The sequence below is a fragment of the Mycobacterium bulgaricum genome, from assembly GCF_041287165.2.
GTDB classification, from domain to species: domain Bacteria; phylum Actinomycetota; class Actinomycetes; order Mycobacteriales; family Mycobacteriaceae; genus Mycobacterium; species Mycobacterium bulgaricum.
The window spans coordinates 218,996-243,057 of record NZ_JBGGKV020000003.1; the positions used below are offsets into that span (position 1 = coordinate 218,996).

24 protein-coding genes are annotated in these 24,062 nt (G+C 67.3%); 10 read left to right on the forward strand and 14 right to left on the reverse strand.

What is annotated here, in order from left to right:
* Positions 1 to 4: 4 nt before the first annotated feature.
* The 4 genes from ACAG24_RS11990 to ACAG24_RS12005 are packed head-to-tail and all read right to left on the reverse strand — an operon-like array spanning position 5 to position 4,241.
* A complete protein-coding gene (locus ACAG24_RS11990; protein WP_370473284.1) occupies positions 5 to 880 on the reverse strand; it encodes a sugar phosphate isomerase/epimerase family protein in 876 nt (291 codons plus the stop codon).
* Between the two features lie 2 nt (positions 881 to 882).
* Positions 883 to 1,914 (reverse strand): Gfo/Idh/MocA family protein, encoded by a 1,032-nt coding sequence (locus ACAG24_RS11995; protein WP_370473285.1) that lies wholly within the window; start codon positions 1,912 to 1,914, stop codon positions 883 to 885.
* Positions 1,915 to 1,926: 12 nt separating this feature from the next.
* On the reverse strand, positions 1,927 to 2,832 hold the full coding sequence (locus ACAG24_RS12000; RefSeq protein ID WP_370473286.1) for a sugar phosphate isomerase/epimerase family protein: 906 nt from the start codon (positions 2,830 to 2,832) through the stop codon (positions 1,927 to 1,929).
* Positions 2,829 to 4,241, reverse strand: a complete 1,413-nt coding sequence (locus tag ACAG24_RS12005) for a sugar porter family MFS transporter (protein ID WP_370473287.1) — start codon at positions 4,239 to 4,241, stop codon at positions 2,829 to 2,831. The genes ACAG24_RS12000 and ACAG24_RS12005 overlap by 4 nt, the downstream gene beginning before the upstream one ends.
* Positions 4,242 to 4,399: 158 nt before the next feature.
* On the opposite strand from ACAG24_RS12005, the gene ACAG24_RS12010 reads away from it, so the two are divergent.
* From ACAG24_RS12010 to ACAG24_RS12050, 9 genes are all read left to right on the forward strand, one after another.
* On the forward strand, positions 4,400 to 5,392 hold the full coding sequence (locus ACAG24_RS12010; RefSeq protein ID WP_370473508.1) for a LacI family DNA-binding transcriptional regulator: 993 nt from the start codon (positions 4,400 to 4,402) through the stop codon (positions 5,390 to 5,392).
* Between the two features lie 132 nt (positions 5,393 to 5,524).
* Positions 5,525 to 6,949, forward strand: a complete 1,425-nt coding sequence (locus ACAG24_RS12015; RefSeq protein WP_370473288.1) for a WS/DGAT/MGAT family O-acyltransferase — start codon at positions 5,525 to 5,527, stop codon at positions 6,947 to 6,949.
* Positions 6,950 to 6,964: 15 nt separating this feature from the next.
* Positions 6,965 to 7,450 (forward strand): TetR/AcrR family transcriptional regulator, encoded by a 486-nt coding sequence (locus ACAG24_RS12020; RefSeq protein ID WP_370473289.1) that lies wholly within the window; start codon positions 6,965 to 6,967, stop codon positions 7,448 to 7,450.
* Positions 7,451 to 7,539: 89 nt separating this feature from the next.
* On the forward strand, positions 7,540 to 8,118 hold the full coding sequence (locus ACAG24_RS12025) for a TetR/AcrR family transcriptional regulator (RefSeq protein ID WP_370473290.1): 579 nt from the start codon (positions 7,540 to 7,542) through the stop codon (positions 8,116 to 8,118).
* A gap of 49 nt (positions 8,119 to 8,167) precedes the next feature.
* Complete coding sequence (locus ACAG24_RS12030; RefSeq protein WP_370473291.1) at positions 8,168 to 9,409, forward strand: amidohydrolase family protein; 1,242 nt, start codon at positions 8,168 to 8,170, stop codon at positions 9,407 to 9,409.
* 25 nt (positions 9,410 to 9,434) lie between these two features.
* Positions 9,435 to 10,217 carry a cobalt-precorrin-4/precorrin-4 C(11)-methyltransferase gene (locus ACAG24_RS12035; protein ID WP_370473292.1) on the forward strand — a complete coding sequence of 261 codons (783 nt, stop codon included), beginning with the start codon at positions 9,435 to 9,437 and terminating at the stop codon, positions 10,215 to 10,217.
* 61 nt (positions 10,218 to 10,278) lie between these two features.
* Positions 10,279 to 10,914: a 5,6-dimethylbenzimidazole synthase gene (gene bluB / locus ACAG24_RS12040; RefSeq protein ID WP_370473293.1), complete on the forward strand. Its 636-nt coding sequence runs from the start codon at positions 10,279 to 10,281 to the stop codon at positions 10,912 to 10,914.
* Complete coding sequence (locus ACAG24_RS12045) at positions 10,911 to 11,987, forward strand: spore photoproduct lyase family protein (protein ID WP_370473294.1); 1,077 nt, start codon at positions 10,911 to 10,913, stop codon at positions 11,985 to 11,987. The genes bluB and ACAG24_RS12045 overlap by 4 nt, the downstream gene beginning before the upstream one ends.
* Positions 11,977 to 12,285, forward strand: coding sequence for a hypothetical protein (locus ACAG24_RS12050; protein ID WP_370473295.1), 309 nt, complete (start codon positions 11,977 to 11,979; stop codon positions 12,283 to 12,285). Before ACAG24_RS12045 ends, ACAG24_RS12050 begins: the two co-directional genes overlap by 11 nt.
* Here ACAG24_RS12050 and ACAG24_RS12055 read toward each other — a convergent pair.
* The 6 genes from ACAG24_RS12055 to ACAG24_RS12080 are packed head-to-tail and all read right to left on the reverse strand — an operon-like array spanning position 12,252 to position 17,483.
* Entirely contained in the window at positions 12,252 to 13,064 is an 813-nt protein-coding gene (locus tag ACAG24_RS12055; protein ID WP_370473296.1) for a DNA-formamidopyrimidine glycosylase family protein, read from the reverse strand. The two genes, ACAG24_RS12050 and ACAG24_RS12055, sit on opposite strands and share 34 nt — an antisense overlap.
* A 12-nt stretch (positions 13,065 to 13,076) precedes the next feature.
* Positions 13,077 to 13,601 (reverse strand): bifunctional adenosylcobinamide kinase/adenosylcobinamide-phosphate guanylyltransferase, encoded by a 525-nt coding sequence (locus tag ACAG24_RS12060; protein ID WP_370473297.1) that lies wholly within the window; start codon positions 13,599 to 13,601, stop codon positions 13,077 to 13,079.
* Positions 13,598 to 14,344, reverse strand: coding sequence for a cobalt-precorrin-6A reductase (locus tag ACAG24_RS12065; protein WP_370473298.1), 747 nt, complete (start codon positions 14,342 to 14,344; stop codon positions 13,598 to 13,600). Before ACAG24_RS12065 ends, ACAG24_RS12060 begins: the two co-directional genes overlap by 4 nt.
* Positions 14,341 to 15,813, reverse strand: a complete 1,473-nt coding sequence (locus tag ACAG24_RS12070; protein WP_370473299.1) for a cobyric acid synthase — start codon at positions 15,811 to 15,813, stop codon at positions 14,341 to 14,343. The genes ACAG24_RS12065 and ACAG24_RS12070 overlap by 4 nt, the downstream gene beginning before the upstream one ends.
* Positions 15,810 to 16,589: a precorrin-6A synthase (deacetylating) gene (gene cobF / locus ACAG24_RS12075; RefSeq protein ID WP_370473300.1), complete on the reverse strand. Its 780-nt coding sequence runs from the start codon at positions 16,587 to 16,589 to the stop codon at positions 15,810 to 15,812. The genes ACAG24_RS12070 and cobF overlap by 4 nt, the downstream gene beginning before the upstream one ends.
* 24 nt (positions 16,590 to 16,613) lie before the next feature.
* Positions 16,614 to 17,483 (reverse strand): LysR family transcriptional regulator ArgP, encoded by an 870-nt coding sequence (locus ACAG24_RS12080; protein WP_370473301.1) that lies wholly within the window; start codon positions 17,481 to 17,483, stop codon positions 16,614 to 16,616.
* Positions 17,484 to 17,574: 91 nt separating this feature from the next.
* Here ACAG24_RS12080 and ACAG24_RS12085 point away from each other — a divergent pair, with 91 nt between their 5' ends.
* A complete protein-coding gene (locus tag ACAG24_RS12085) occupies positions 17,575 to 18,546 on the forward strand; it encodes a GGDEF domain-containing protein (protein WP_370473302.1) in 972 nt (323 codons plus the stop codon).
* A 5-nt stretch (positions 18,547 to 18,551) separates the two neighbouring features.
* Here ACAG24_RS12085 and ACAG24_RS12090 read toward each other — a convergent pair whose 3' ends face one another.
* The 4 genes from ACAG24_RS12090 to ACAG24_RS12105 form a co-directional block, all read right to left on the reverse strand.
* Positions 18,552 to 20,027 carry a flavin-containing monooxygenase gene (locus tag ACAG24_RS12090; RefSeq protein ID WP_370473303.1) on the reverse strand — a complete coding sequence of 492 codons (1,476 nt, stop codon included), beginning with the start codon at positions 20,025 to 20,027 and terminating at the stop codon, positions 18,552 to 18,554.
* 45 nt (positions 20,028 to 20,072) lie between these two features.
* A complete protein-coding gene (locus ACAG24_RS12095) occupies positions 20,073 to 20,786 on the reverse strand; it encodes a cutinase family protein (RefSeq protein ID WP_370473304.1) in 714 nt (237 codons plus the stop codon).
* Positions 20,787 to 20,948: 162 nt separating this feature from the next.
* Entirely contained in the window at positions 20,949 to 23,150 is a 2,202-nt protein-coding gene (locus ACAG24_RS12100; RefSeq protein WP_370473305.1) for a BamB-related PQQ repeat family beta-propellar protein, read from the reverse strand.
* Positions 23,151 to 23,430: 280 nt separating this feature from the next.
* Positions 23,431 to 24,033, reverse strand: coding sequence for a TetR/AcrR family transcriptional regulator (locus ACAG24_RS12105; protein ID WP_370473306.1), 603 nt, complete (start codon positions 24,031 to 24,033; stop codon positions 23,431 to 23,433).
* Positions 24,034 to 24,062: the final 29 nt, after the last annotated feature.

Genomic DNA, 24,062 nt, shown 5'->3' on the forward strand with positions numbered 1-24,062 from the left:
TCTCCTAGTGCCGGTACTTGTTGACGTATTCCGTCATGGTCTTGAGCTGGTAGCGCGAGACATCCTGAGCCGCTTCGTCTTCGGCGAAGACACTGGAGACCATCACGGTGTCCTCACGGTCGTAGAAGCCGAGCTTGGCCAGGCCGCCGAAGAACTCGTCCCAGTCGACGTCACCGTCGCCGATCTTGAGGTGTTGGTGCACACGCACCGGATTGCCCGGCGGGTTCGTGATGTACCGAAGCCCGTGGCTGCGATGGTGATCCATCGTGTCGGCGACATGGACCAGACGCAGCTTGTCGCCCGCGGCGGCCATGATCTCGGCCATGTTGCCGCCCATGTGGAAGCTGTGGCATGCCACGTAGACCATGCCGATGTTCGGGGAGTTGACGCCGCGGATGATGCGCAGCGCCTCCAGTCCGTCCTCGACGAAATCGTCGGGATGCGGATCGATGCGCACATCGATGCCTTCTCGCTCGAAGATCGGCACGAGCTCTTCCATCGACCGGAAGAACGCGCGCTCGGATTCCTCGGCCTTCTCCGGCCTGCCGGAGAACTCGGTGTTGATGACGTTCACGCCGAGGTCGACGACGATCTGCACGACGCGCTTCCAGTTGCGCACCGCCGCCTCGCGAGCGTCCTCGTCAGGGCCCGACCAGCGGAGTACGGGCAGCACGGAGGCAATCCCCACCCCGGCATCGGAACAGGCTTTACGGAACTTCGCCACCAGGTCGTCGTCGGCGCGCGGATGGTTGAAGAACGGGATGAAGTCCCGGTGCGGCGTCAGCTGCAGGTACTCGTAGCCCAGTTCCGCGACCAGAGAGGGAAATTCGAGCAGGTCGTAGTCGTGGTGGAACGGCGTGGGGTCGAGTGCGATCTTCATGTTCAGGCTCCTGGGATCGAGGCGCGGTCGACCATCGTGACCGCGACGGGTTGACCGGACTGCAGTGCCTGCACGCCCGCTTCGCAGACGGCGGTGGCCGCATAGCCGTCCCATGCGGTGGGCCCATCGGTGTAGATCCCCGTCGTGCCGCCGGTCCGCACGGCGTCGACCCAGCGTTGGATTTCGGTGTCGTAGGCGCGCCCGAACCGCTCCTTGAAGCTCGGCGTGATGGCGCCGCCCCAGGTGCCGGGGACGCTCTTGCGGACCATGCCGACGTCCAAACCGATCATCGCACTGCCCTTTTCGGCGACGAGCTCGGTGCGCACCTCGTAGGCCACACCGGTGGTGACGAACAGCTCGACGTCCACATGCCGGCCGCCGGCGGTCTTCATGATCGCGATCTGCGGGTCGAAAAGACCCTCGCGGGCAAGCGAATTCGCAACCGGCTTCACGATCTGAATCGACGTGATCTCCTCGCCGAACAGGAACCGGGTGACGTCCACCTCGTGCACGAGGGAATCGCGGACCGTCATCACCGAGTCGAAATGGTCGGGCACGGCGGGGTTGCGGTGCACGCAGTGCAGCACCAGCGGGTTGCCCAGTTCGCCGCCGTCGATGAGCGCCTTGAGGTTCATGTACTCGTCGTCGAAGCGGCGCATGAAACCCACCTGGATCAACCGGGTTCCGAGCTCGGCCTCGCGGCGGACCACTTCCAGTGAGGTTTCGACGTCGGTGGTCAGCGGCTTCTCGCACAGCACCGGCTTGCGGTGCTCCAGGCAGGCCAGGAGTTGCTTCTCGTGCGTGGAGCCGGGGGTGGCGAGCACGACGGCGTCGACGTCGGGGTCGGCGATCGCGTCGAGAGGGTCGGCGACGGCGCGGCAGCCCTCGATCTCGGAGGCGATCTGTTCGGCCTTCTCGGCGACGTAGTCGTTGACCACGGCCACCCGGGCACCCGAGATGCGAGAAGCGATGCGCGCGACGTGATCGGCGCCCATCAGGCCGACGCCGAGGACGGCAATGCGGAGGTCGGACATGGTGTGGTGCTCCTAGGTGAACGTGACGGACGGGATGCCGCAGGACCCGAGGTAGTTGCGGGTGCGCTGGGCGATGGGCAGGGGGGCGTCGACCTCGCACGGATACATGTCCTGCTCGACGATGGCGAACACATCGATACCGAGGCGCTCGACCTCCGCCAGCAGCGGCGCCATCTCCGGAATCCCCAGCGGCGGCTCGGTCATCGCCCCCAGCCGGACCGCCTCACCGAAGGGCAGATCCTCGGCCTGGACCTTCGCGCGCACCACCGGGTCGACCTGCTTGAGATGCAGATACCCGATCCGCTCCGGCGCCCGGCGGATGATCGCGATGTTGTCCCCACCGCAATAGGAGATGTGCCCGGTATCCAGGCACAGGTTCACAAACCGACCGTCGGTGCCATCGAGGAACCGATACACGTTCTCTTCGGTGTCGACATGGGAATCAGCGTGCGGATGATATTGCGCACGCACCCCGTAGGTGTCGAACATCGCCTTGCCGAGCTCGTTCATGCCCTCGGTCTTCTTGGCCCACTGCTCGGCACTCAGAGTGCGGTCCTCCAGGACCGCACCGGTCGAGGGATCGCGCCACATCTCGGGGATCACCACGACATGCTTGCCGCCCACCGCGGCGGTCAACTTCGCGACGTCCTCGACCTGCTTCCACACCGCCGACCACGAATCGTCCTGGTGCAGATGTTCGAACACCGTGCCCGCCGACAGCTTCAACCCACGCGCGGCCAACTCATCGGAGAGCTGCGCCGGGTCGGTCGGCAGATACCCGTACGGGCCCAGCTCGATCCACTCATACCCCGACGCGGCGACCTCGTCGAGGAACCGGGTGTACGGCGTCTGCTGCGGATCGTCGGGAAACCACACCCCCCACGAATCCGGGGCGGAGCCGACGCGAATGGTGCTCATACTGCAGTCCTTTCGGTGCGTGCCGAGGTGCCCTCGGCTTCGAGGCGTTCTTCGAGTTGTTCGAGGGTGGTGCCTTTGGTCTCGGGCACCAGGCGGTGCACGAAGACGAAGGAGATGACGTTGACGACGACGAACAGCGCGAACGTGCCGGTGGAGCCGAGCGCGTTGTTCAGAAGCGGGAACAGGAACGAGATGATCGCGTTGGTGCACCACAGCACGAACACCGCTATGCCCATGGCGAACCCGCGCACCGACAGCGGGAAGATCTCCGACAGCAGCAGCCACACGCAGGTGCCGATGAACATCTGCACGAAGGCGACGAACAGAACCATGCACGCCAGGATCGTGTAGCTGCGAGTGTCGTTCACGGGCAGCAGGAATGCCGCGGCGAGAGCGGCCTGGGAGGCCGCCACTCCGGCGAAACCGATGAGCAGCATCGTGCGCCGGCCGATGAATCCGAGCAGGATGATCCCGATGATGGTGGCGACCACCGACGTGACGCCGACGGCGATGGTGGCGACGAGCGCCGCGCTGACACCGAGCCCGCTCTGCTCGAGAATCGTCGGCGCGTAGTAGTTCACCGTGTTGATGCCGGTGGCCTGCTGCACGATCGCGAGCCCGCAGCCGATCAGCACGACACGGCGGATCCACGGCACGTCGCGGATCACGGAGAACGGTGTGCGGGTCGTCTTGAGCATGTGGTTGGTGTGCTCGACGACCACCGAGTACTCGGCCTCGGCCTCTTGCGGGTTGCGGCTCAGCGACAACACGTTTCGGGCTTCGGGGAGCCTGCCCTTGAGCGCGTACCAGCGCGGGGAGTCGGGTAGCACGAGCATCCCGATCAGCAGCGCGATCGCAGGCACCGCGGCGACGGCCAGCATGGTGCGCCACACGTGCGGGTCGTGGATGAGGTGGTCGAGCAGGGCGTTGGTCGCGAAGGCGAGCATCTGGCCGGTGACGATCATGAGTTCGTTGATGGTGACCATGCGTCCGCGCCTGTCGGCCGGCGCCATCTCGGCCAGGTACAGCGGGCATGTCACCGCCGCGGCACCGACGCCGAGCCCGAGGACGATGCGGGCCGCGACCATGATCTGGACGTTCGGGGCGAGCGCGCAGCCGATGGCACCGACGAGGAACAGGCCTGCGCACACCAGCAAAGATCGCTTGCGTCCGATGCGGTCGGCGACACGCCCGCCGAACAATGCTCCGAAGGCAGCGCCGGGAAACAGCAGCGAGCTGACGACCGTGGCTTCGCCGAATGCCGACAGCGCAAGGTCATCCTTCATGTAGAGCAGCGCACCGGAGATGACGCCGGTGTCGTAGCCGAACAGCAGCCCACCCAGCGTGGCGATCACGGTGAGCTTGGTCAGGAAGCGGCCCGAATGATCGGGTGTTGCCTGGACGGACATCGGGTACCTCGTTTCTCCTACTAACGCGCGTTAGTAACGCGCGTGAGGTCTACTATGAACCGCACCTTCGAATGTGTCAACCGTCACTCTTGAAAGGAGGGATCGCCGTGAGCGCTCCCCGTCGGCGCCGCCAGAGCGATGCGCCGCGCAGGCCAACGATGGCCGATGTCGCCCAGCAGGCGGGGGTGTCGCGCACCTTGGTCTCGTTCATCCTCGACGGCAAGCCGGGCGCCAGTGACGAGACCCGTCAGCGGGTCCTCGCGATCGCCGACGAGATCGGCTACCGGCCCGACTCAGCGGCGCGGCTGCTCGCCCAGGGACGCAGCAGGACGTTGGGTGTGATGATGGATGTGCGCCAGCTGTTCCAGGCCGAGCTGGTCACCCACATCTACCCGGCGGCCGAGAGACTGGGCTACGAAGTGCTTCTGTCGGCGAACCTGCCCGACCGCACCGAGACAACCGTCGTCGACTCGCTCCTGAGCCACCGCTGCGGCGCCCTCGTGCTCCTCGGCCCCCGGTCCGATCAGGAATTCCTGAGGCAGGTGGCCGACCGAGCACCCGTCGTCGTCGCAGGCCGACGACTTCCCGGCGTGACCGGAGAGTCGCCGCTGGCGACGGTGCGCACCAACGACTCCAAGGGAATTCGGCAGGCCATCGACTACCTCGTCGGGCTCGGCCATCGCAGCATCCACCACGTCGACGGCGGGACGGATCCCGGGTCGGCCGACCGGCTGCGGGCCTACAAGACGGCGATGCGCGCGCAGGGCCTTGCCGACGAGATCACCGTCATCCCCGGCGCCCACAATGAGGAGGCCGGCGCCGAGGCCGCGCGGGCGATGCTCGCCGCCCCCGCGCTACCCACCGCGGTGCTGGCAGGCAACGACCGCTGTGCGCTCGGCATCCTCGACGTGTTCACCCGCGCCGGAGTCGACGTCCCCGGCCAGGTCTCGCTGATGGGATACGACGACAGCCGACTGTCGGAAAATCCCCGCATCGACCTGACGACGATCCACCAGGACGCACACGACATGGCACTCAACGCAGTCGAACTCGCGGTCACCATGCTCGTCGACGGGCCCGCACGCGCCAGCGACGTCGTGCTCGAACCCACGCTGATCGTGCGCGGAACCACTGGCCCGCCCAACAATTGACGACCGGCGCGTTTGCTGGAAACGGGCATCGGGCGCGCGGGAAACGCTCGTCGAGTGCCGCCGCGGTGACCGAAGGCTGACAATAACCCCAATCCACCTCGCCGGCACCACCACCGCCGTACTCTCTTGCAAATGCGTCTGTCCAGCGTCGATGCCGCCTTCTGGTTCGCTGAAAACCTCAAATGGCACATGCACATCGGCGCGATAGCCGTCTGCGACCCGTCGGAGGCGCCGGCGTTCAGTTTCGAGCTGGTTCGCGACCTGATCGTGAGCCGCCTGCCCGAGCTTCCGCAGTTGCGGTGGCGGGTGGAGGGTGCACCGTTGGGCCTCGACAGGCCCTATTTCGTCGAGGACGAGGACATCGACGTCGATTTTCACATCCGCCGCATCGGAGTGCCCTCACCGGGCGGGCGTGCCGAGTTCGACGAACTGGTCGGCCGGTTGATGTCCTACAAGCTCGACCGGTCAAAGCCGCTGTGGGAGTTGTGGTTCATCGAGGGCCTGGAGAACGGCCGGGTCGCCGTGATCACCAAGATGCACCACGCGATCGTCGACGGTGTCTCCGGCGCCGGACTGTCCGAGATCCTGCTCGACGTCACCCCGGAGCCGCGTCAGGCGGCCGTCGACGTCGAGCGATCCCTGGTCGGCGTGAAGCCGCCGCGGCGCGAGGTCCAGGCGGTCAACGGTCTGGTCAACGTCTGGGTCAAGACGCCGTACCGAATCGCCCGGCTGGTCGAGCAGTCGGTGCGCCAACAGATCGCCGTCCGCAACATCGACAACAAGCCGCCCCGCTACTTCGATGCGCCCAAAGTCCGCTTCAACGGGCCGATTTCGCCGCATCGGCGAGTCGCCGGTGCAAGTGTGTCGCTGGACCGGGTGAAAGCCGTCAAGCAGGCGTTCGACGTGAAGCTCAACGACGTCGTGCTCGCGCTGGTGTCCGGCGCGCTGCGCAACTATCTCAAGGAGCGCGACGAACTGCCGCCCAAATCCCTTGTCTCGCAGGTGCCGGTCTCCACCCGTTCCGAGAACGACGACACCGTCGGCAACCAGGTCAACGCGATGACGGTGGTGCTGGCGACCGACGTCGCCGACCCGGCCGAGCGCATCAAGGCGATCTACTCCTACACCCAGGGCGCCAAGGAGATGACGAAAGCCCTTACCGCGCACCAGATCATGGGATACACGGAGACGACGCCGCCGGGCCTGCTCGCGCTCGCGTCCCGCGCGTACGCCGCGAGTGGGATCGGCAAGAACATCGCGCCGATGAACGTGGTGATCAGCAACGTCCCCGGCCCGGCATTCCCCCTCTACCTCGGGGGCGCCCGGGTCGAGCATCTGATGCCGCTCGGCCCGCTTCTGTTCGACGTCGCGCTCAACGTGACGTGCTTCAGCTATTGCGGCTGGATCGATTTCGGGTTCATCACCACGCCCGAGATCGCTGCCGACATCGCCGATCTCGCCGACCAGGTCGAGGCCGCGTTGCACGATCTCGAGGTCGCGGCCGGCATCGTCGACGACCCGAATCGTAAGCCACCCCGGAAGAGGGGCCGGCCCTAGTTCAGCCCACGGATTGTGCGTCGCAAGGCCTTCCGGCTGTTCGAACTCCATGGCTACGGGCAGACGACCATCGACCAGATAGCCGAAGCGGCCGACCTTTCGCCGCGGACGTTCTTCCGCTACTTCCCGACCAAGGAATCGGTGCTGATCACCGACCAGTTCATCGAGCCGATCATCGACGCGTTCCTGGCCGCTCCGGCCGAACTGTCACCGGTGGCGGCGTATCGCCACGCGGTGGGCGAAGTGTTCACGAACATGGCCGGCTCGGCCTACGACTATGCGTTGGCGCGGCAGCGCCTGATGTACACGCTGCCCGAAGCCAAGGGCAGACTCTACGACGAGTACATCCGCACAATCCGGATGCTCACCGACGCGATGGCCGAACGACTCGATCACGATTCGGACGACGACGAGATGCGGGTTCTCGCCGATGTGCTCGGACGCCATTCTCAGGGCTCTCGGCATCCTGGAGTTGGGCCTTTCCGACAGCCGATCCCGTGACCCCGCACACTCCAATGGTTAACAGAATGTCACAAACCGACTGGCGAATGACCCGGTAGCGCGGGCGTAGTGCCTGCGACACTGGCGGTATGGACGGTCGCCAGCAACTGAGTCTGCGGGAACGCAAGAAGATGCGCACCCGCGAGACGGTACTGCGGGAGGCCTTCCGGTTGTTCGAGCGCAACGGCTACGCAAACACGACCGTCGAACAGATCGCGCGAGCCGCCGAGGTGTCTCCGCGTACCTTCTTCCGCTACTTTCCGTCCAAAGGATCCCTGCTGATCGCCGACGACTGCATCGAGCCCATCATCGACGCGTTCGTGCGGGCACCCGTCGACCTCTCCCCCGTGGCCGCCTACCGGTACGCGCTGGCCCAGGTCTTCGGGACGATGCCGCGCGTGGAGTTCGGCGTCATGGCGTCACGCCAGTACCTGATGTACACCATGCCGGAGGTCAAGGGTGCGCTCTACGAGGAGTACCTCCGCACCATGCGCGCGCTCGCCGATGCGGTGGCTGTTCGGCTGAACCGGCCCCGCGAAGACCCCGTAGTCCCGGTGGTCGCCGGCGCGATCACCGGCGTTCTCATGGTGACCGCCGACGAATCACCGCTGGCCGGGGACGCGATCCTCTCCGCACTGGACGTTCTCGACAAAGGACTGCCCAACTAGCCGCGCGCTCCCGGGACCGCTACCGTTGGTATTACAGTAAGGTAGCCCCATGACCGATTCCCCCGAGCAGTTCCGGGATGCGCCGATCTTCGATGCCGACCAGCACATGTACGAGACGGCCGAAGCCCTCACCCAGTACCTGCCGGAGAGATACTCGCGCGCCGTCCAGTACGGGCAGTTCGGCAGGCACACCCGGATCGTGATCAACAACCGGGTGTCCGACTTCATCCCCAACCCGACCTTCGAACGCGTCGCCGCGCCGGGCGCACACGAAAAGTTCTTCGCCGGTGAGAACACCGAGGGCCTGACGCTGCGCGAGATGCAGGGTCCGGCGATCGCAGCGCCCGAAGCCACCCGCAACCCCGCCGACCGCGTCGCGGAGCTCGACAGGCAGGGCGTGCGCGAAGCACTCAACTACCCCACGCTCGCGAGCCTCATCGAACACGCGACCGCCGACGATCCCGAACTCACACTCGCCGTCATCCACGCCCTCAACCAGTGGATGGCCGAGCACTGGACTTTCGACTACCAGGGACGGGTGTTCTCGACCCCGATCATCAACCTGTCCGAGGTCGACGGCGCCCAGCGTGAGCTCGAGTACCTGCTCGCCAACGGCGCGAAGGTGGCCCTGATCAAGCCGGGCCCGGTCAACGGCCTGCGCGGCTGGCGCTCGCCTGCGCTGCCTGAGTTCGACCCGTTCTGGCGCGACGTCGAGGCCGCCGGGCTGCCCATCGTGCTGCACGCGAGCTACCCGCCGCTCGACGACTACGTCGGCACGTGGGAGCCGCCCCACACCCAGAACTTCATGGCGATGAGTGCTTTCCGCTGGATGGTCCTCGGCCATCGCGAGATTGCCGACATGATCACCAGTCTGATCTGCCACGGCACGCTGACCCGCTTCCCGAAGCTGCGTATCGCCAGCGTGGAGAACGGCAGCTCGTGGATCTTCCCGCTGTTCAACGACTTCGAGGAGCTCGCCAAGAAGATGCCGCAGAACTTCCCCGAGCACCCACTCGACGTGTTCCGCCGCAACATCTGGGTCAGCCCGTTCTGGGAGGGATGCGTGTCCGACGTCGTCAACACCGTCGGGTGGGACAAGGTGCTGTTCGGCTCGGACTACCCGCATCCCGAAGGGCTCGCCGAGCCGAAGGGTTTCTGGAAGTACGCCGAAGGTATGGACGTCCGCCGCACCTACGACTTCATGGGCGACAACGCGCGGCGCTTCATGGGGCTGCCGATCGCCAACCCCGATCCGGCGGCGACGCAGCCCCCCGCGATGACCACCGCGTAGGCGCCACCCGCCTAGACTCGCACCGATGGATGGTCGTGCGGTGCAGTTCGTCGGCGCGGGACCCGGTGCCGCCGATCTGCTGACCGTGCGCGCCACCAGGCTGCTCGGCGAAGCCCAGCTGGTGCTCTACCCGGGCACCTACCTCGACCCCGAGGTGCTTGCGCACTGTTCACCTGCCGCCGAGCTCGTCGACACCGGCAACCTCGATCTCGACACCATCGTGGCCCGGCTCGTCGCCGGCCACCGGTCAGGACTTCGCGTCGTCCGGTTGGTGTCCGGCGATCCTTCGGTGTACTCGGCGGTGTCGGAGCAGACGCGTCGCCTCGACGTCGAAGGCGTGCCGTGGACCGTCACACCGGGGGTGCCGACGTACGCGGCGGCGGCCGCCCGGGTCGGTCGCGAGCTCACGGTACCGCTCGTCGCGCAGTCGGTGGTGCTGACCCGCACCCGGCAGCGGTCGACGGCGATGCCGGAGACGGAGTCGCTCAACGCGTTTGCCGCGACGAAGGCCACGCTGGTGCTGCACCTGGCGATCACCCGGATCAGAGAACTGATGACCGAGATCGAACCCGACTACGGACCTGGTTGCCCGGTGGTCGTCGTCTATCGCGCGTCGCAGCCGCAGGAGATGGTGTTGCGCGGCACGGTGTCCGACATCGCCGACGCGGTCGAGGAGGCCCGGTTGCGGCAGGCCGCGGTGATTCTGGTGGGACGCGCGCTGGCGGGACGCCCGGACCCCTGCGCCGGAGAGAGCCACCTCTACGACCCGGCCCGGGATCGCTCGGTCACGCGGGAGGGTCGGCGATGAGCGCTTGCGCGAAGAGCAGAGGGCCGGGGATGAGCGCTCGCGCGAAGAACAGAGGACTGGCGTGAACGACTGTGCGACAGTCCTCTACGACGTCATCAACCGGCGCCGCGACACCCGCCGGGAGTTCACGGGAGCGCCGGTGGCCGATGACGTCCTGGAGCGAATCCTGTTGGCGGCCCACGCCGCTCCGTCGGTGGGCATGTCACAGCCGTGGGATTTCGTCGTGGTGCGGTCGCCCGAGACGCTGCGAACTTTCCGCGACCACGTCGCGTGCGAACGCGACGTGTTCGCCGACGGGTTGTCGGGCGAGCGGGCCGAGACGTTCGAGCGCATCAAGATCGAAGGGATCTGCGAGTCCGGGCTCGGCATCGTCGTCGGCTACGACCCGACCCGCGGCGGACCGCAGGTGCTGGGTCGCCACGCCATCCCCGACGCCGGACTGTATTCGGTGGTGTGCGCCATCCAAAATCTTTGGCTCGCAGCGACTGTCGAAGGTCTCGGAGTCGGCTGGGTGTCCTTCTACCGCGAGCAGTTCCTACGCACGCTCGTCGGCATGCCCGACCATGTCCGTCCGATCGCCTGGCTGTGTGTCGGCCACGTCGCCGACCTCCCCGACATTCCGGATCTGGAGCGGTTCGGATGGCGGGCCCGCTCTTCGCTGTCGAGCGTGCTGCATCACGAGCACTACCGGTCATGACTGCGTCGCCGTTGGCCGATCGCCTGCTCGACATCAAGCGGATCTACCACGAACCCGGCGTCGACGAGTCCCCGCGCGGGCGTCAGGTCGTGGAGCGTTTTTCGGGAGCCGAGTTGATCGAAGTCCCCACGCACCAACAGATTCCCGGTCTGTACGGTAATGCCGGCAACGTCGAGGACTGGGTGCGGATCAAACAGGAAGTCCTCGTCCTCGGAGAGAAGAAGAGCCTGGCTGCGCGCCGCAACGAGCGTTCCAGTGACTGGATTGCCCCGTCCACCGCCAATGGGTGCGCGATGGCATGCGCCTACTGCTACGTGCCGCGGCGCAAGGGCTACGCGAACCCGATCACCGTGTTCACCAATATCGAGAAGATCACCGGGTACCTCGAACGGCACGCCGGGCGGCAGGGCACGAAACCCGAACCCAATCAGTGCGATCCGGTGGACTGGGTCTACGACATCGGTGAGAACAGCGACTGCTCGGTCGACGCGATGGTGTCGGACAACGTCCGCGATCTCGTCGACCTGTTCGCGCGCCTCCCGAACGCGAAGGCCAGTTTCGCGACCAAGCTCGTCAACCGGGAGCTGCTGACCTACGCTCCGCGCGGCCGGACACGAGTGCGGTTCAGCCTGATGCCGGCCGAGACGTCGAAACTCGTCGACATCCGCACCTCGAAGGTCGCCGACCGCATCGCCGCCCTCGATGACTTCGTCGAGGCGGGCTATGAGGTGCACCTCAACTTCAGTCCGGTGATCGTGCATGAGAACTGGCGTGCCGACTGGTCCGAGCTCCTCGAGCAGATCGCCGACAACACCGCCGAACGCACCCGTGACCAGCTCGCCGCAGAGGTCATCTTCCTGACCCACAACGAAGGTCTGCACGACATCAACCTGGGCTGGCACCCCAAGGCCGAGGACCTGCTGTGGCGTCCGGACCTGCAGCAGCTCAAAAAGAGTCAGAACGGGCAGTGGAACGTCCGCTACAAGACGGCATGGAAGGGCCGCTGGGTAGAGCAGCTCGCAGACCTCGTCGCCGAGAAGCTGCCGGGCTGCCGGATTCGCTATGCCTTCTGACCCGCCGAAGACCGAGGACGGTCACCACATCGTCGTCAACGGACGCCGTTGGCGTGCAACGGATCCGGACATCCCCGAGGAACGTCGGGCCGAGCTGACCCGCATCCTGATGGCGTGGCGGCGCGAGGTGCGCCGCACCCGCGGCACCGACGACGAGGCAGGCTCACGCGCGGGGGTCAACGCAGCAAGGATCGCTCTGGGCGAACGCGGATCCCCGCCCTGGTGGGAGCAGACGGACGCGCAACGGCGCGCCAGGTGGGAGGCTCACGTTCCTTCACCCGGCTCGGGACCGGGCTGACACACAGGACACCACCAGGTGCGGCGCCGCTCCGGGTCATTGGCGACCTCCGCGACGACACGCACCCTTGTCCCGCAACGCAGGCATGGCCGCCCCGCGCGTCCTGCTACCCAATGTGATTCGCCCTTGCGTCGGCTTCCGGTCGTCACCTGCATCGCACCCGGCACGGTGGCCGAGTGGCGCAGCGCCCGCGCACCCAGGGTCAGCAGCGCGTGCGCGTCGACCGTCCCGACCGGCGTCCAGGGATTGTGGCCCCGCAGGAAGCACAGCTCGTTGGCCCAGAGGTTGCCGAAGCCCGCGACACACCGCTGATCCAGAAGCACAGCGACGAGCGGGCGATCCGGTTCGCTCGTGACACGCCGCACGGCCTCTTCGAGGTCCCAGTCCTCGCGCAACGGATCCGGACCGAGATGCCCGACGACATCGCGCTCGTCGGCGGTGCGGAGCAGATCGACGACGGGTAGGCGCACCCCGTAGGCCGCGGGACCGTCCGTGCGCAGGATGACCCGCACGTCGGGCATCGTCGCGCGAGGCAGCCAGCGGCCTTCGGCCGAGATGGTCCACGACCCGGACATCCGCAGATGCGTGTGCAGCGTGATGCCCCCGGACAGCCGGGTGAGCAGGTGCTTGCCGTGGGTGACGTGGGCGTGCACCGTGTATCCGGCGAGGTCGTCGGTGGCGTGCTGGGGCACCCGCAGCTCGCCGCGCGTGAGGACGCGGTCCCGCAGAGCGCTGTCGAGCCTGCGCGCCAGCACGTAGACGGTGTCGCCCTCAGGCACGGCCGCACGCCATCAGAGGATGAGCACCCGGCCGGCGATCACGAGATGGACTTCCTCGCACACCGCAGCGACGCGCTGGTTGACGGTGCCGAGCACATCGCGGAACAGCACGCCGGAGCGGTGCGACGGGACGACCCCCAGTCCTACCTCGTTGGTCACGACGACGACGTCGGCGGCACCGGACAGTGCATCGCACAGCGCCGTGATCCTGGCGTCCATCACGCCGGCCACGGTGTGCGCGTCGGCCTCCCACAGCCCGCCCTCGTCGATCACGGCCGTAAGCCATGTGCCGAGACAGTCGACGAGCACAGCGCCACGTGCGTCGCGCACGGCGGCTGCGACGTCGATGGTCTCGACCGTGTGCCAGTGCTCCGGCCGTCGCGACCGGTGCTGCGCGACACGCGCATCCCAGTCGGGATCGCTGCCGTCGGCGGGCCGTCCCGGGGCGACATAGGTCACGCGCCCCGCACCGTCGAGAAGCGCCTCGCCGTGGCGGGACTTGCCGGACCGGACGCCGCCGGTGACGAGGATCTTCACCCGGACACCGTGGACAGGGCGCGCACCCAGGCCGCCGCCTCGGTGATGTCACCGACGGTGGGAACGCCTGCCGTGCGAGCGGGACGCCGCACGATGACGACGGGCACCCCCAAGGCTTCCGCGGCCGCCATCTTCGGCCAGGTGTGCTCGCCCCCAGAATCTTTCGTGATGAGCACGTCGGTGCGATGGTCGCGCATCAGGCGCAGTTCGTCCTCGAGTGCGTAGGGACCGCGACTGGTCAGCAGCTGCCACCCGGTGGGCAGTGGCGTCTCCGGCACCTGCACGACCCGTGCCAGCACCGCATGGTCGCGCAGGTCGGGAATGAAGCGGTCGATCTCCTGACGTCCCACGGTCAGGAAGGGTCGTCCGCCGAGTTGCGCGGCGGTGGCCGCGGCGTCTTCGTGGCTGTCGACCCAGTACCACGAGTCGCCGGATCGCGCGGACCAGCCGGGACGTTCGAGTCGCAACAGCGGCACGCCGGCGGTGGCGCAGGCAGTGACGGCGTTGGCGGAGATGGTTTTGGCGAACGGGTGCGTCGCATCGACGACGGCGGCGTAGTTCGCCAATTCCTCACGCAGACCGTCGATTCCGCCGAATCCGCCGATGCGTACGTCTCCGACCGGTAAGCGGGGGTCGGTGATCCGACCCGCCAGCGAGGACGTCACGTCGAGGCCGTCGGCGATGAGGAGCTCGGCCAGCGTCCGCGCCTCCGCGGTGCCGCCGAGAAGCAGGATCCTCGTCACGGCGCACCCGGAGGCAGGAACGGAAGATGCTGTGGCGCACCGTGAGTGGCCAACTCGAGGAGAGCATCGACGTCGAGACAGCCCTCCACGAGATCGCCGAGCAGATCGAGCCGGCCCTCCCGGGCAGCGGCGAACGAGACACCCGACGGTGCCATGCCGAGGGTCTCGCGCAGGAACTGCGAGCGAAGCTCGTCGCCTTCGAGCGCGCCGTGCCACATCGTGCCGAACACCTGACCCGACCGCGCCCCGCCGGGGAATTCCTCACCGGCGTCCACGGTGATACGGCCGTGATGGATCTCGTAACCGGCCGCAGGGGCGTCGCGCCAGCTCGCCTCGGGGAGGCGAAGAGCTTTCTCCGCAATGAAATTCGTCTCGACGTCCAACAGCCCGAGGCCGTCGACCTCGGCGGGCCTGCCCTCCACGCCGTGCGGGTCGCGAATGGTGCGGCCGAGTATCTGAAAACCGCCGCAGATGCCGAGCACCGGCTTTCCCGCCGCGGCGTGGGCGAGCACGGCACGGTCCAGGCCCCGCGACCGCAGCCACGCCAGGTCGGAGATCGTGGCCCGGGTGCCGGGCAACACCAGCAGATCGGCATCCGCCACCGCGCTCGGGTGCGAGGCGAAAACGACGTCCAGGCCGGGTTCGAGGCCGAGCGCGTCGACGTCGGTGAAATTGCTGATGCGCGGCAGGCGCACCACGGCGACCCGACGGGCGCCATCCTGCGCGGTGCGACGGCCCTGCAGGTCGAGCGCATCCTCCGAATCCAGCCAGACGTCGGGATGCCAGGGCAGGGTTCCGAATACCCTCCTGCCGCTGAGCCTTTCGAGATCACGGAGACCTGGCTTCAGCAGGTCGAGGTCGCCGCGGAACTTGTTCACGACGAACCCGGCGATCAGCGCCTGATCCTCCGGTGCGAGCAGCGCGACGGTACCGAAGAACGCCGCGAAGACCCCGCCCCGGTCGATGTCGCCGACGACCACGGCCGGAAGCGCGGCGTGACGAGCCAGCCCCATATTGACGTAATCCCCCGCGCGGAGGTTGATCTCGGCGGGGCTGCCCGCACCTTCGGCAACCACGATGTCGTATCGCGCGGCGAGGTCGTCGAACGCGGCGTGGGCGGCGTCGGCCAGGACGCGGCGGCCCTCCAGCCAGTCGGACGAGGCCACATGCCCCCAGGGTTGTCCCATCAGGACGACGTGGCTGCGCTGATCGCTACCGGGTTTGAGCAGGATGGGGTTCATCGCGGCTTCCGGCGTGGCGCGCGCCGCCAGTGCCTGAACCCATTGTGCGCGACCGATTTCCACACCGAGACCGTCGGGCCCTTGGCACACCATCGAATTGTTCGACATGTTCTGCGCCTTGAAGGGCGCCACCTTCAGCCCCCGTCGCGCCAGCGCCCGGCACACCCCGGCGGCGACCGTCGTCTTCCCGGCATCGCTGGTGGTTCCCGCGATCAGCAACCCCGTCATCGGTTCGCCCTCACCAGGAACACGTCCATCACCCAGCCGTCGTGGGCTTCGGCATCGGCACGCGCGTCGGCGATGGCGGGCAGCACGTCACCGAGCCGGCCGCTCAGCAGTCGCTCGCCCGATGCGCCGAGGTTGGCGCCCCACCAGATGGTCCACTCCTGGAGCCCGGTGAAGTCGATTCGCTCCGGCGGCGGATTGAGCATGGCCACGATGTTGTCCTGGCCCGCCGCCACGGCTTCCTGCAGGCGCCGGCCCGTGGTGACGTGCACGGACCTGCCAACGTCGTGCAGCACGATGCGGTGCCTGGCGGCCAAGAGTTGAGGTGCGCTGATACCGGCCCTGACGTCGTAGTCGACGTCGACCGACGTCGACTCCAGCAGGGCCCGCACCTTGTCGACGACGCGGATCGTCGAGTCGTAGAGCGACGGGTCTCCCCACACCAGAAAAGCGGCCGTCCCGCCCCGGTCCCGCAGCACCTCGGCGTACTGAGCTGCACGGGCGTCGTGCCAGTCGGCGACGGCAGACTCGTAGCCGGCGGTGGTGAGTCCGGTCGAACGGTCGCGGCGGGGGTCCGGCAGCGTGACGAGTTCGGCGGGACCGCCCGGGCCGGGGTGGGCCTGAACGATCTGCCTGCGCAGTGCGAGCAGCCGGTCGTCGTCGGATTTCTCGGCGGCCAACACGTAATCGACCGTGCGCAATGCTTCGGCGACCTCGGGGGTGACGTGTTGCGGACCCATGCCGACGCCGAGGATCCTGACCCTGACCGGCGTGCCCATGCCAGCGATTGTCCCTGTCCGCGGTCAGCGGCCGCGGAGCAGGCCTGCCGCGGCCGCCTCGACAGCATCGGTGACCTCGGTGACGGTTGTGCTGTCGAGCTTCCAGCACTGCCAGTAGAGCGGCACATCGAGGTGCTGGTCGGCGATCGGGACGAACGATGTGTCGATCAGCGAGTCCGGGTACATGCCCCACCCGAGGCCGGCGTGTACCGCGGCGCCGAAACCCGCCGCCGTCGGGATGTAGTGCGTCGGCCGGCGAATGTTCTTTCGAAACACCTTGCGCACCAGTTGGTCCTGCAATGCATCGTCTCTGTTCCACGCCAGCGACGGCGCCCGGGCGGCTGCGTCGGGGGTGAACCCGTCGGGCAGGTGGCGTTCGACGAAGGCGGGGGTGGCCACGGGCAGATAGCGCATCACCCCCAGCGGCTTGACGCGGCAACCGCCGACCGGAGTGCGTTCGGTGGTGACGGCTCCCATCACGACGCCTTCGCGCAGAAGTCGCGCGGAGTGGTCCTGATCTTCGATCCGGACGTCGAACAGCACATGGGGCAGCCGCCTAAACACCTCGGTGAACCACGTGGCCATCGAATCGGCGTTGACGGCGAGGGCCACGCGGGGTGACTCGGCGACGCCGCCGCGCATCTCGGAAAGCGCTTCGGCTTCCAGGACGGCCAACTGCGTCGCCAACCGCAGCAGCGGGGCGCCCGCCGCGGTCGCCACGCAGGGCTTCTCACGCAGCACGAGAACCTGCCCGACCCGCTGCTCAAGCGCTTTGATGCGCTGGCTGATCGCCGACGGTGTCACATGCAGGCGCTCCGCGGCGGCATCGAAGCTACCGACCTCGACAACCGCCGACAGCGCTGCCAGTTGGCCGGTGTCGAGCTGATCAGCCACATCAACAATGCTAAGCGAAACCGAGAATCATCAGTCCTACTGATGCAGATCTGGCAAAGAACCGGGCTGGATCGTCTTCTAGGCTGATCCCGTGGTCGTGAATGCCCGCGCCGACGCCGATTCGCTGGGCCGGCCTCTGGACGAGCTGCTGCGGCGCCGCATGCTGTGCACCTACCTCGGGCTGCTCCTGGCCATCTATGCGTTGGCCGTGGTCCAAAGTCTTGCACTCGACGTGCCGCGCACCGATGCCCGCGGCGAGTCGCTCTCGGTGGCGTTGACGGTGGTCGGCCTCGCGCTGTGCCTTCCGAGGGACCTCATGGGGTGGCGCTATCTCGCGGCGTTGGTGTGTGCCGGCGCTTCGCCGATCGTCGCGGTGGTGTTCCACGAACAGGTGGTTGCGCAGATCTGGTCGGTCGTGCCGTTGATGTTCATCGCGATCTTCATTCGCACCTGGCACTCTCCGCGCACCACACGGATCGCGGTGCCTGCGCTGGCCGCCACCGCCGCCGGCGCATTGATGGTCGCGCCGGCGCCCGTCCCCGTGTTGTGGTTGGCGTTGTACGTCTTGAGCATCGTCGGCGCCGCGGAGGTGTTCGGGCTGGGCAACTCCGCGCTGCTGGACGCCGCCTTTCGAGACCCCCTCACGCTGGTGTGGAACCGGGCGGGCATGCGGCGCCAGGCGAACCGGTTGCTGGCCAAGGCGCGGCGCAAGGGCCAGCAGGTCTCGGTGGTGGTGTTCGACGTCGACGACTTCAAGGGCGTCAACGACCAGCGCGGGCACGCCGTCGGCGACCTCGTGTTGAGCGATCTCACGCGGCGATGGCGTGCGCTGGCCCCGCCCTCGACGGTGATCGGCAGAATCGGTGGCGACGAGTTCGTGCTCATCGTCGGCGGATACAGCGAGGAACGGGCGCGGGCCCTTGCCGACGAGATGTGTGAAGGCCTGGCCGTGAACGTCACCTACGGCGTTGCCACCGGGCGGGCCGACAGGCGTGAGCTCGACGTGCTGTTCGCGGCGGCCGACCGCGAGCTCTACGAACGCAAACGCGCTCGCGAGCCATAGCGGCATCAACTCAGCAGGCTCCAGTACGCCTGCTCTCGCGGCGTCATGTCGTTCGAGGCGATCGCGCCGAACGCCCTGGCCTCACGCGCGAACACGTCGGCGGCGCCGGGCAGAGCATCGGGGCCACCCAAACGGAAGCAGCTGGGTGCCAACGGACCGAACAGCAGCGCCCGTCGAAGCTCCGGCCACGAGTCCAGGTCCGGCTCACATCCAGCCGCACGCGCAAACATCAACGCGGCCAGGTTCATTCGAGTCTTCTGCGGCATCCCGCGGCGTGCGCGGTAGGCCTCGATCGCGCCACGCTGTTCGGACGGATCCGGTGCCGGTATGGTGCCGCCCCACGTGTAAGCGATCCACCGCGCCTGAAGCTCGAGGGGGACGAAGTAGCCGCCGGACTGATCCCACATCCCGACGAATGCCAGCCCCGGCAGGTCGGGATGGAACGTGTGGCGGTCGGTGTCGAGATGGACCGCGTCGACGTCGAGCGTCCTTGCGACGTCCTCGCTGAGGAAAGGGATGTCGAGCGCGAAACCGGTCCCGAAGACCAGCGCGTCGAACGGTTCCGTGTCGCCGTCGCCGAAGGCGACCTCGTTCCCGGACACCGATCGGAGCCAGGGGCGAACCGCGATCCTGCCCTCGGCAACCAGCGGCAGATACTGCTGGCTCAGCGTGACTCCCGCGGCGAACAGAGACGGGCCGGGGTCCGGTGCTCCGTACTGCTCTGGGCTGCCACCGGCTTCGACGACGATCTCACGCAGCTGCCGATCGACCTCGGCGGGCGGCAGCCCTTCGCCGGCCAACGTGCCGTACCGGGTGAAGATCCTGTGGTCCGACGGCACGCCTGCGGCGAACTTGGGCAGTACATAGCGCTGTCGTCGCTGTGTGACGACGACCCGCGCCGCGCCGCTGTGCGCCAGTTCCGACGCGATCTCCAGCGCGCTCACCGCACAACCGGCGACCAGCACGCTCCGCCCGCGGTAGCGCTCCGCCCCGCGGAACTGGAAGGTCGTGGCGACACCGCCAGATCCGGTGAAGGTGTCGAGCCCGGGCACCTCGGGCAGCACCGGAGCGCGAAAACGCCCGCTCGCGACCACCACTTTGTCGAAGACCTCGGCGTCACCGCCGTGCTCGACGACCCATTGACCACCCTGCCGATCGATGCGAGTGACCTTGGTGGACAACCGAATCCGACGCTCCACATCGAACAGGGCGGCGTACCTCTGCAGGTAGGCCAGAACGTCGTCACTGGGGAGGAAGGTGCGCTCGTCGCCGTGGGCGAGGTCGCTGAAGGCAGTCAGGATCCGGCTGGTGTTCGTGTGCATACCCGGCCACACACCGCTGATGCCCCGCAGACCTGTCCACTGGCCGCCCAGGATGGGCGCCTGCTCGAACACCGTGGGCTCAAAGCCCTGGCTGAGCAACCAGCGAGCCGAAATTAGTCCACCGGGCCCGGCTCCGATCACCGCCACGCGCTGCGCCACGTGGGCACTGTCGCACGGCGGCGCGCCGGTACGCGGTGATTCGCGTCAGCCGACCGCGCCCGACGTGTTGCGAATCACGTCCGACGGGCTCTGCGCGGGGATCCTGCCTGCGACGAAGTCGGCTGCCTGCTGGGCGAAGCCGGCCTGCACGTACTGGCTGTGCGCGGGACGGTTGTCGCCGTTGGAGCACACCGGGTCGGCGCCGTTGCAGAGGTCGATGGTCTTTCCGCCGTAGAGCGGACTGATGGCGGTCAGCGGCCGGCCGATCTTCGTCGACGGATTGCCGAACACCGCGACCGCGGCGACATGATCGGCCACGGCAGGCGGCATGGGCCGACCGAAACCGAAGGCGGCGCCGGGATCTGCGGTGATCAGGTCGACGGCTGCGGCGCCCTGGGAGTAGCCACCGACCACGATGCTGGTATCGGGGCAGGCGGCGGCGGTTGCCTGGATGTGGGCGCTGGCGTCGTCGGCACCCAGCGGGGCCGATTGCAGGAAGTCGTATGAGGCGGGGTAATTCACCGCATAGGCGCTCACGGTGCGCCCGTCGAGGGCGTTCCGCAGGTCGTCGACGAATGCCTGCCCGACAAGACCCAGGCCGGCGGGTTCTGCTGTGCCACGGGCAAAGACGACTTCCACATCGGAACAGGACTCGGCGGCTTGGGCGCTGGCGGTCCCGGGGCCGAGCAGGCCTGCCGCGGCGACACCGCCGACACCGGCCATGATCAGAGCACGTCGAACAGAACGGCGATCGGACATGAATTACTCCTCAGTCGGGCCGCTCCGGCGGCGTTATCAAGTGGAATGTCTGGAGCACTGCAGAAAATTCCACTCGACTGGAGTCGGTTCGGAAATGGTGGCTAGCACCCAACCTGCTCCCCCGGTTGGCGGGAGGCGACTCTGCGAGAAGTTGCGTGACGCTCAGAGCACTGCGGGCGTGAATCCGTTGAAGCCGCCGGACGGCGTAAGGACTTTGAGCCCTACAGGCAACAGCGAGTTGATGATCGGAGCCAGAGGTGCAACCGACGTCGTCGTGATAGCGCCTAGGCTGGCATACATCCGCCCGTCCGGCGCGATGTTCAAGATGCCCTCGGTGCCCTCGTTCGTGTCGACGATGTTCCGGATGCCTTTCCCGGTCTCGGGGTCGAACTCGACGAGCGTGGCCTTCACGGGCACGAACACCGTCCGCCCCTGGGCCACGAAGTTGTAGCCGTACACCACAGATTGGACGACGCGACCGTTCACCACCGTGGGGTTGCCTCCGCCGATGGCGACGGGAGCACCCAGGATCGGACTCACGGGCAGCTCCTGCGTCAGCGCTGAAACGTCTGCCAGCCAACGCAACTCGCCCGCCGAGTCGAATGACGACATCACGTTGTTACGCGTCAGCACGTAGATGTTGCCACTGCCGTCGACGGCGACCGAGGCAGCTTCGGCGTTGGAAGCGGTCGCCCAGATCTGCTTACCGGTGCGCGTGCTGAAGGCGTAGAGCACGCCCGCGTCGTCGCTGGCGTAGACCACCCGGCCATCGGTGGACACCGTCGGACTCGAACCGCTGCCGGGACCCATCTGAGTCGCGAACGCCACCTTGATCTCGCCCTGCGAGAAGGGCGTGGCGGAGATGTAGTCGATGCCGTACAGCGCGCCCTTGCCCGCCTCGATATCGGTGGCGGCCACGAACACCCGGCCGGTCTTGGAATCGACACCCGGCGTGTTGGTGGTGCGGTAGAGACCGCCGAAGGCAACCTGCCAGATCGGGTCGATGATCGTTGGATCCATGTAACCACCGGTCCACAGCGTGGGCGGCGGGTCGGTCGCGGCCCGGGCGGCCAGGGGTCCCGGGATCTGGAAGATGGGTGCCGCAAGTTCGCCGGTCTTGCCGTCGAGCGCGACGATCTGGCCGTAGACCGTGACGCCGAGCACGGTTCCGTCATGGGTCAGCGTCGCGGTGATGAACGGGTTGATGTTGCGCGACCCCGGCCTCAATGCCGGGTTCTCCGGTGCCGTCGGCAACGCGGTCACCCAGCGGACCGTCCCGTCGTCGGCGAACGACCAGACCTGGTCGCCGTCGCTGACATAGATGTTGCCGGCACGGTCGATGATCGGACTCGACAGTACGGCGCCGGAGTCGACGCCCTCCTGACCGTCCCACGGCTGCGCCTGCCAGACGATGTTGCCCTCACGATCGATGACGTGCAGATTCGATCCGCCCGCGGCCACACCGGTGGTGACCACGACGTTTCCATTGGGCAGAATCGTTGGTGCGGCCAGGATTCCGGCGCCCTGCAGTGCCGACCACCTGTTGTAATTCTGCGACAGGTCGACCCCGGGCTGGAACTTGCGGTTGCCTGGATCTCCGTGCAGGGTCACCCAGCCTGAGTTCGCGTAGGGCAGGGCGGGCACGAGGCCCATATCGGTCAGCAGTCCGTCGACGACCGAGTTCACGATGAACACCGCGGCCGTGATGGGCTTCGACAGCACTTGGAATGGGTGGGAAAGCACCATGGTGATCGCGTTGCCGATCGCCGCCCGCGTGAAGGGCAGGAAGGGTGCGCGGGGCGCGGATGGCGCTGCCGCCTGGGCTTCGAGTGAAAGCGCCTGCGTCGCGGCGGTGGGCACCGCTCCTGCGGTCGGGGTCGCAGCGTCGGCCTCTTGTCTGCGCACCAGTGACGCTGCCGCCCACTTCGCAGGTGTCTGGGTTGGTGAGGTGTCGCCTGCTCCCTGTGGGTTCAAGACTCCGGTGAGCAAAGCGGTGACCACGGTTGCCATCGCGGGCTCGGGCTCTACCGGCGGCGCCTCGGGTTCGTCATCGCCGCCGTGCGGAATATCCACCACCTCAGTGGATTCGGAGTCCCGGACCGTCGCCTCGACGTCGTCCTCGTGGTCGCCGGCCTCGTCGACGTCGTCGGCCTTGTCGGCCTCGTCGGCCTCGTCGGCCTCACCGAGGTCTTCGGCCTTGTCGTCTTCATTCGACGCCTTGGTCGAACGACGCTTCTGCTCTGCGCTGTCGCTGTCGCTGTCCTGTCCCGCATCGGCATTGCGGTCGGCGTCGGATTCGGACGCATCCGACTGCGAGGTCGACGGTCCGGATCCGGACGAGTCCGCCGAATCCGCAGCGGCCACACCTGGCACAGCAAGGGCTGTCCCCACGCCCAGAAACACGGCAAGGGCGCCGACACGGCCGATGAAACCTGCGTGGCCCGCGCGAGGCCGAGCAAAGGATTCGTTCTCCGAGATTGAAACTGCACTTCGGCGGGCCAGCGGCGACATTGCTCTCCTAGCGATTACAGCTTGTATTTACATGTTGTAACGGCAATGTAGCAGCGGTCACACCCGGGTTCAAGAGCAATCCAGCAAAAATTTACGGCAGCATCAGCAGACGGCCGCGCCGAAGCGCCCGGCGCTAGTCCGAGTCGGCCTCGGCGTGCTTCAGCACGCCATGGAGGAGAATGTCGGTGACCGCCTCGACGAATCCGTCCACTTCGTCGATGTCCCGGATGCACAGAGCACTGATAGCGGCACCGACGATGAGATCGAGCAGGGCGGCGGCATCGACCTGGCGCATCGATTCGGCGTTCCGGCGGATGAGACCTTCGATACCGGTGCGGATCATGATGTTGTGTCGCTCGGCAAGTTTCGGTTGCAGCGTGGCGTCGGTGCGCATATCGGCCATCAGACCCGGCAGCGCTTCCCGGGCGTAGCCTTCGCCCATCACCTCGAAGATGCCGCGGATCGCGCCTCTGATCTCCGAGAAGGCATCGGCTGCCGCAGCCTCGACGTGGGGCGCGGTGTCCGGATAGACCGCGTCATAGACGACATGCGCTTTCGATGGCCAACGTCGATAGATCGTCGGCCTGCTGACACCTGCCTTTTCGGCGATGGCGTCCATCGAGATTCGTTGGTAGCCGCGGTCAACCAGCAGCTCGCGCACCGCATCCAGAACCTGCGTATCGACCTGGGGGTCTCGGTAGGGGCCCAGGCGGTGCGAGGCATCGTTCTGTGCCACGGGGCCTCCAACAGGGCTGGCCGGCGACG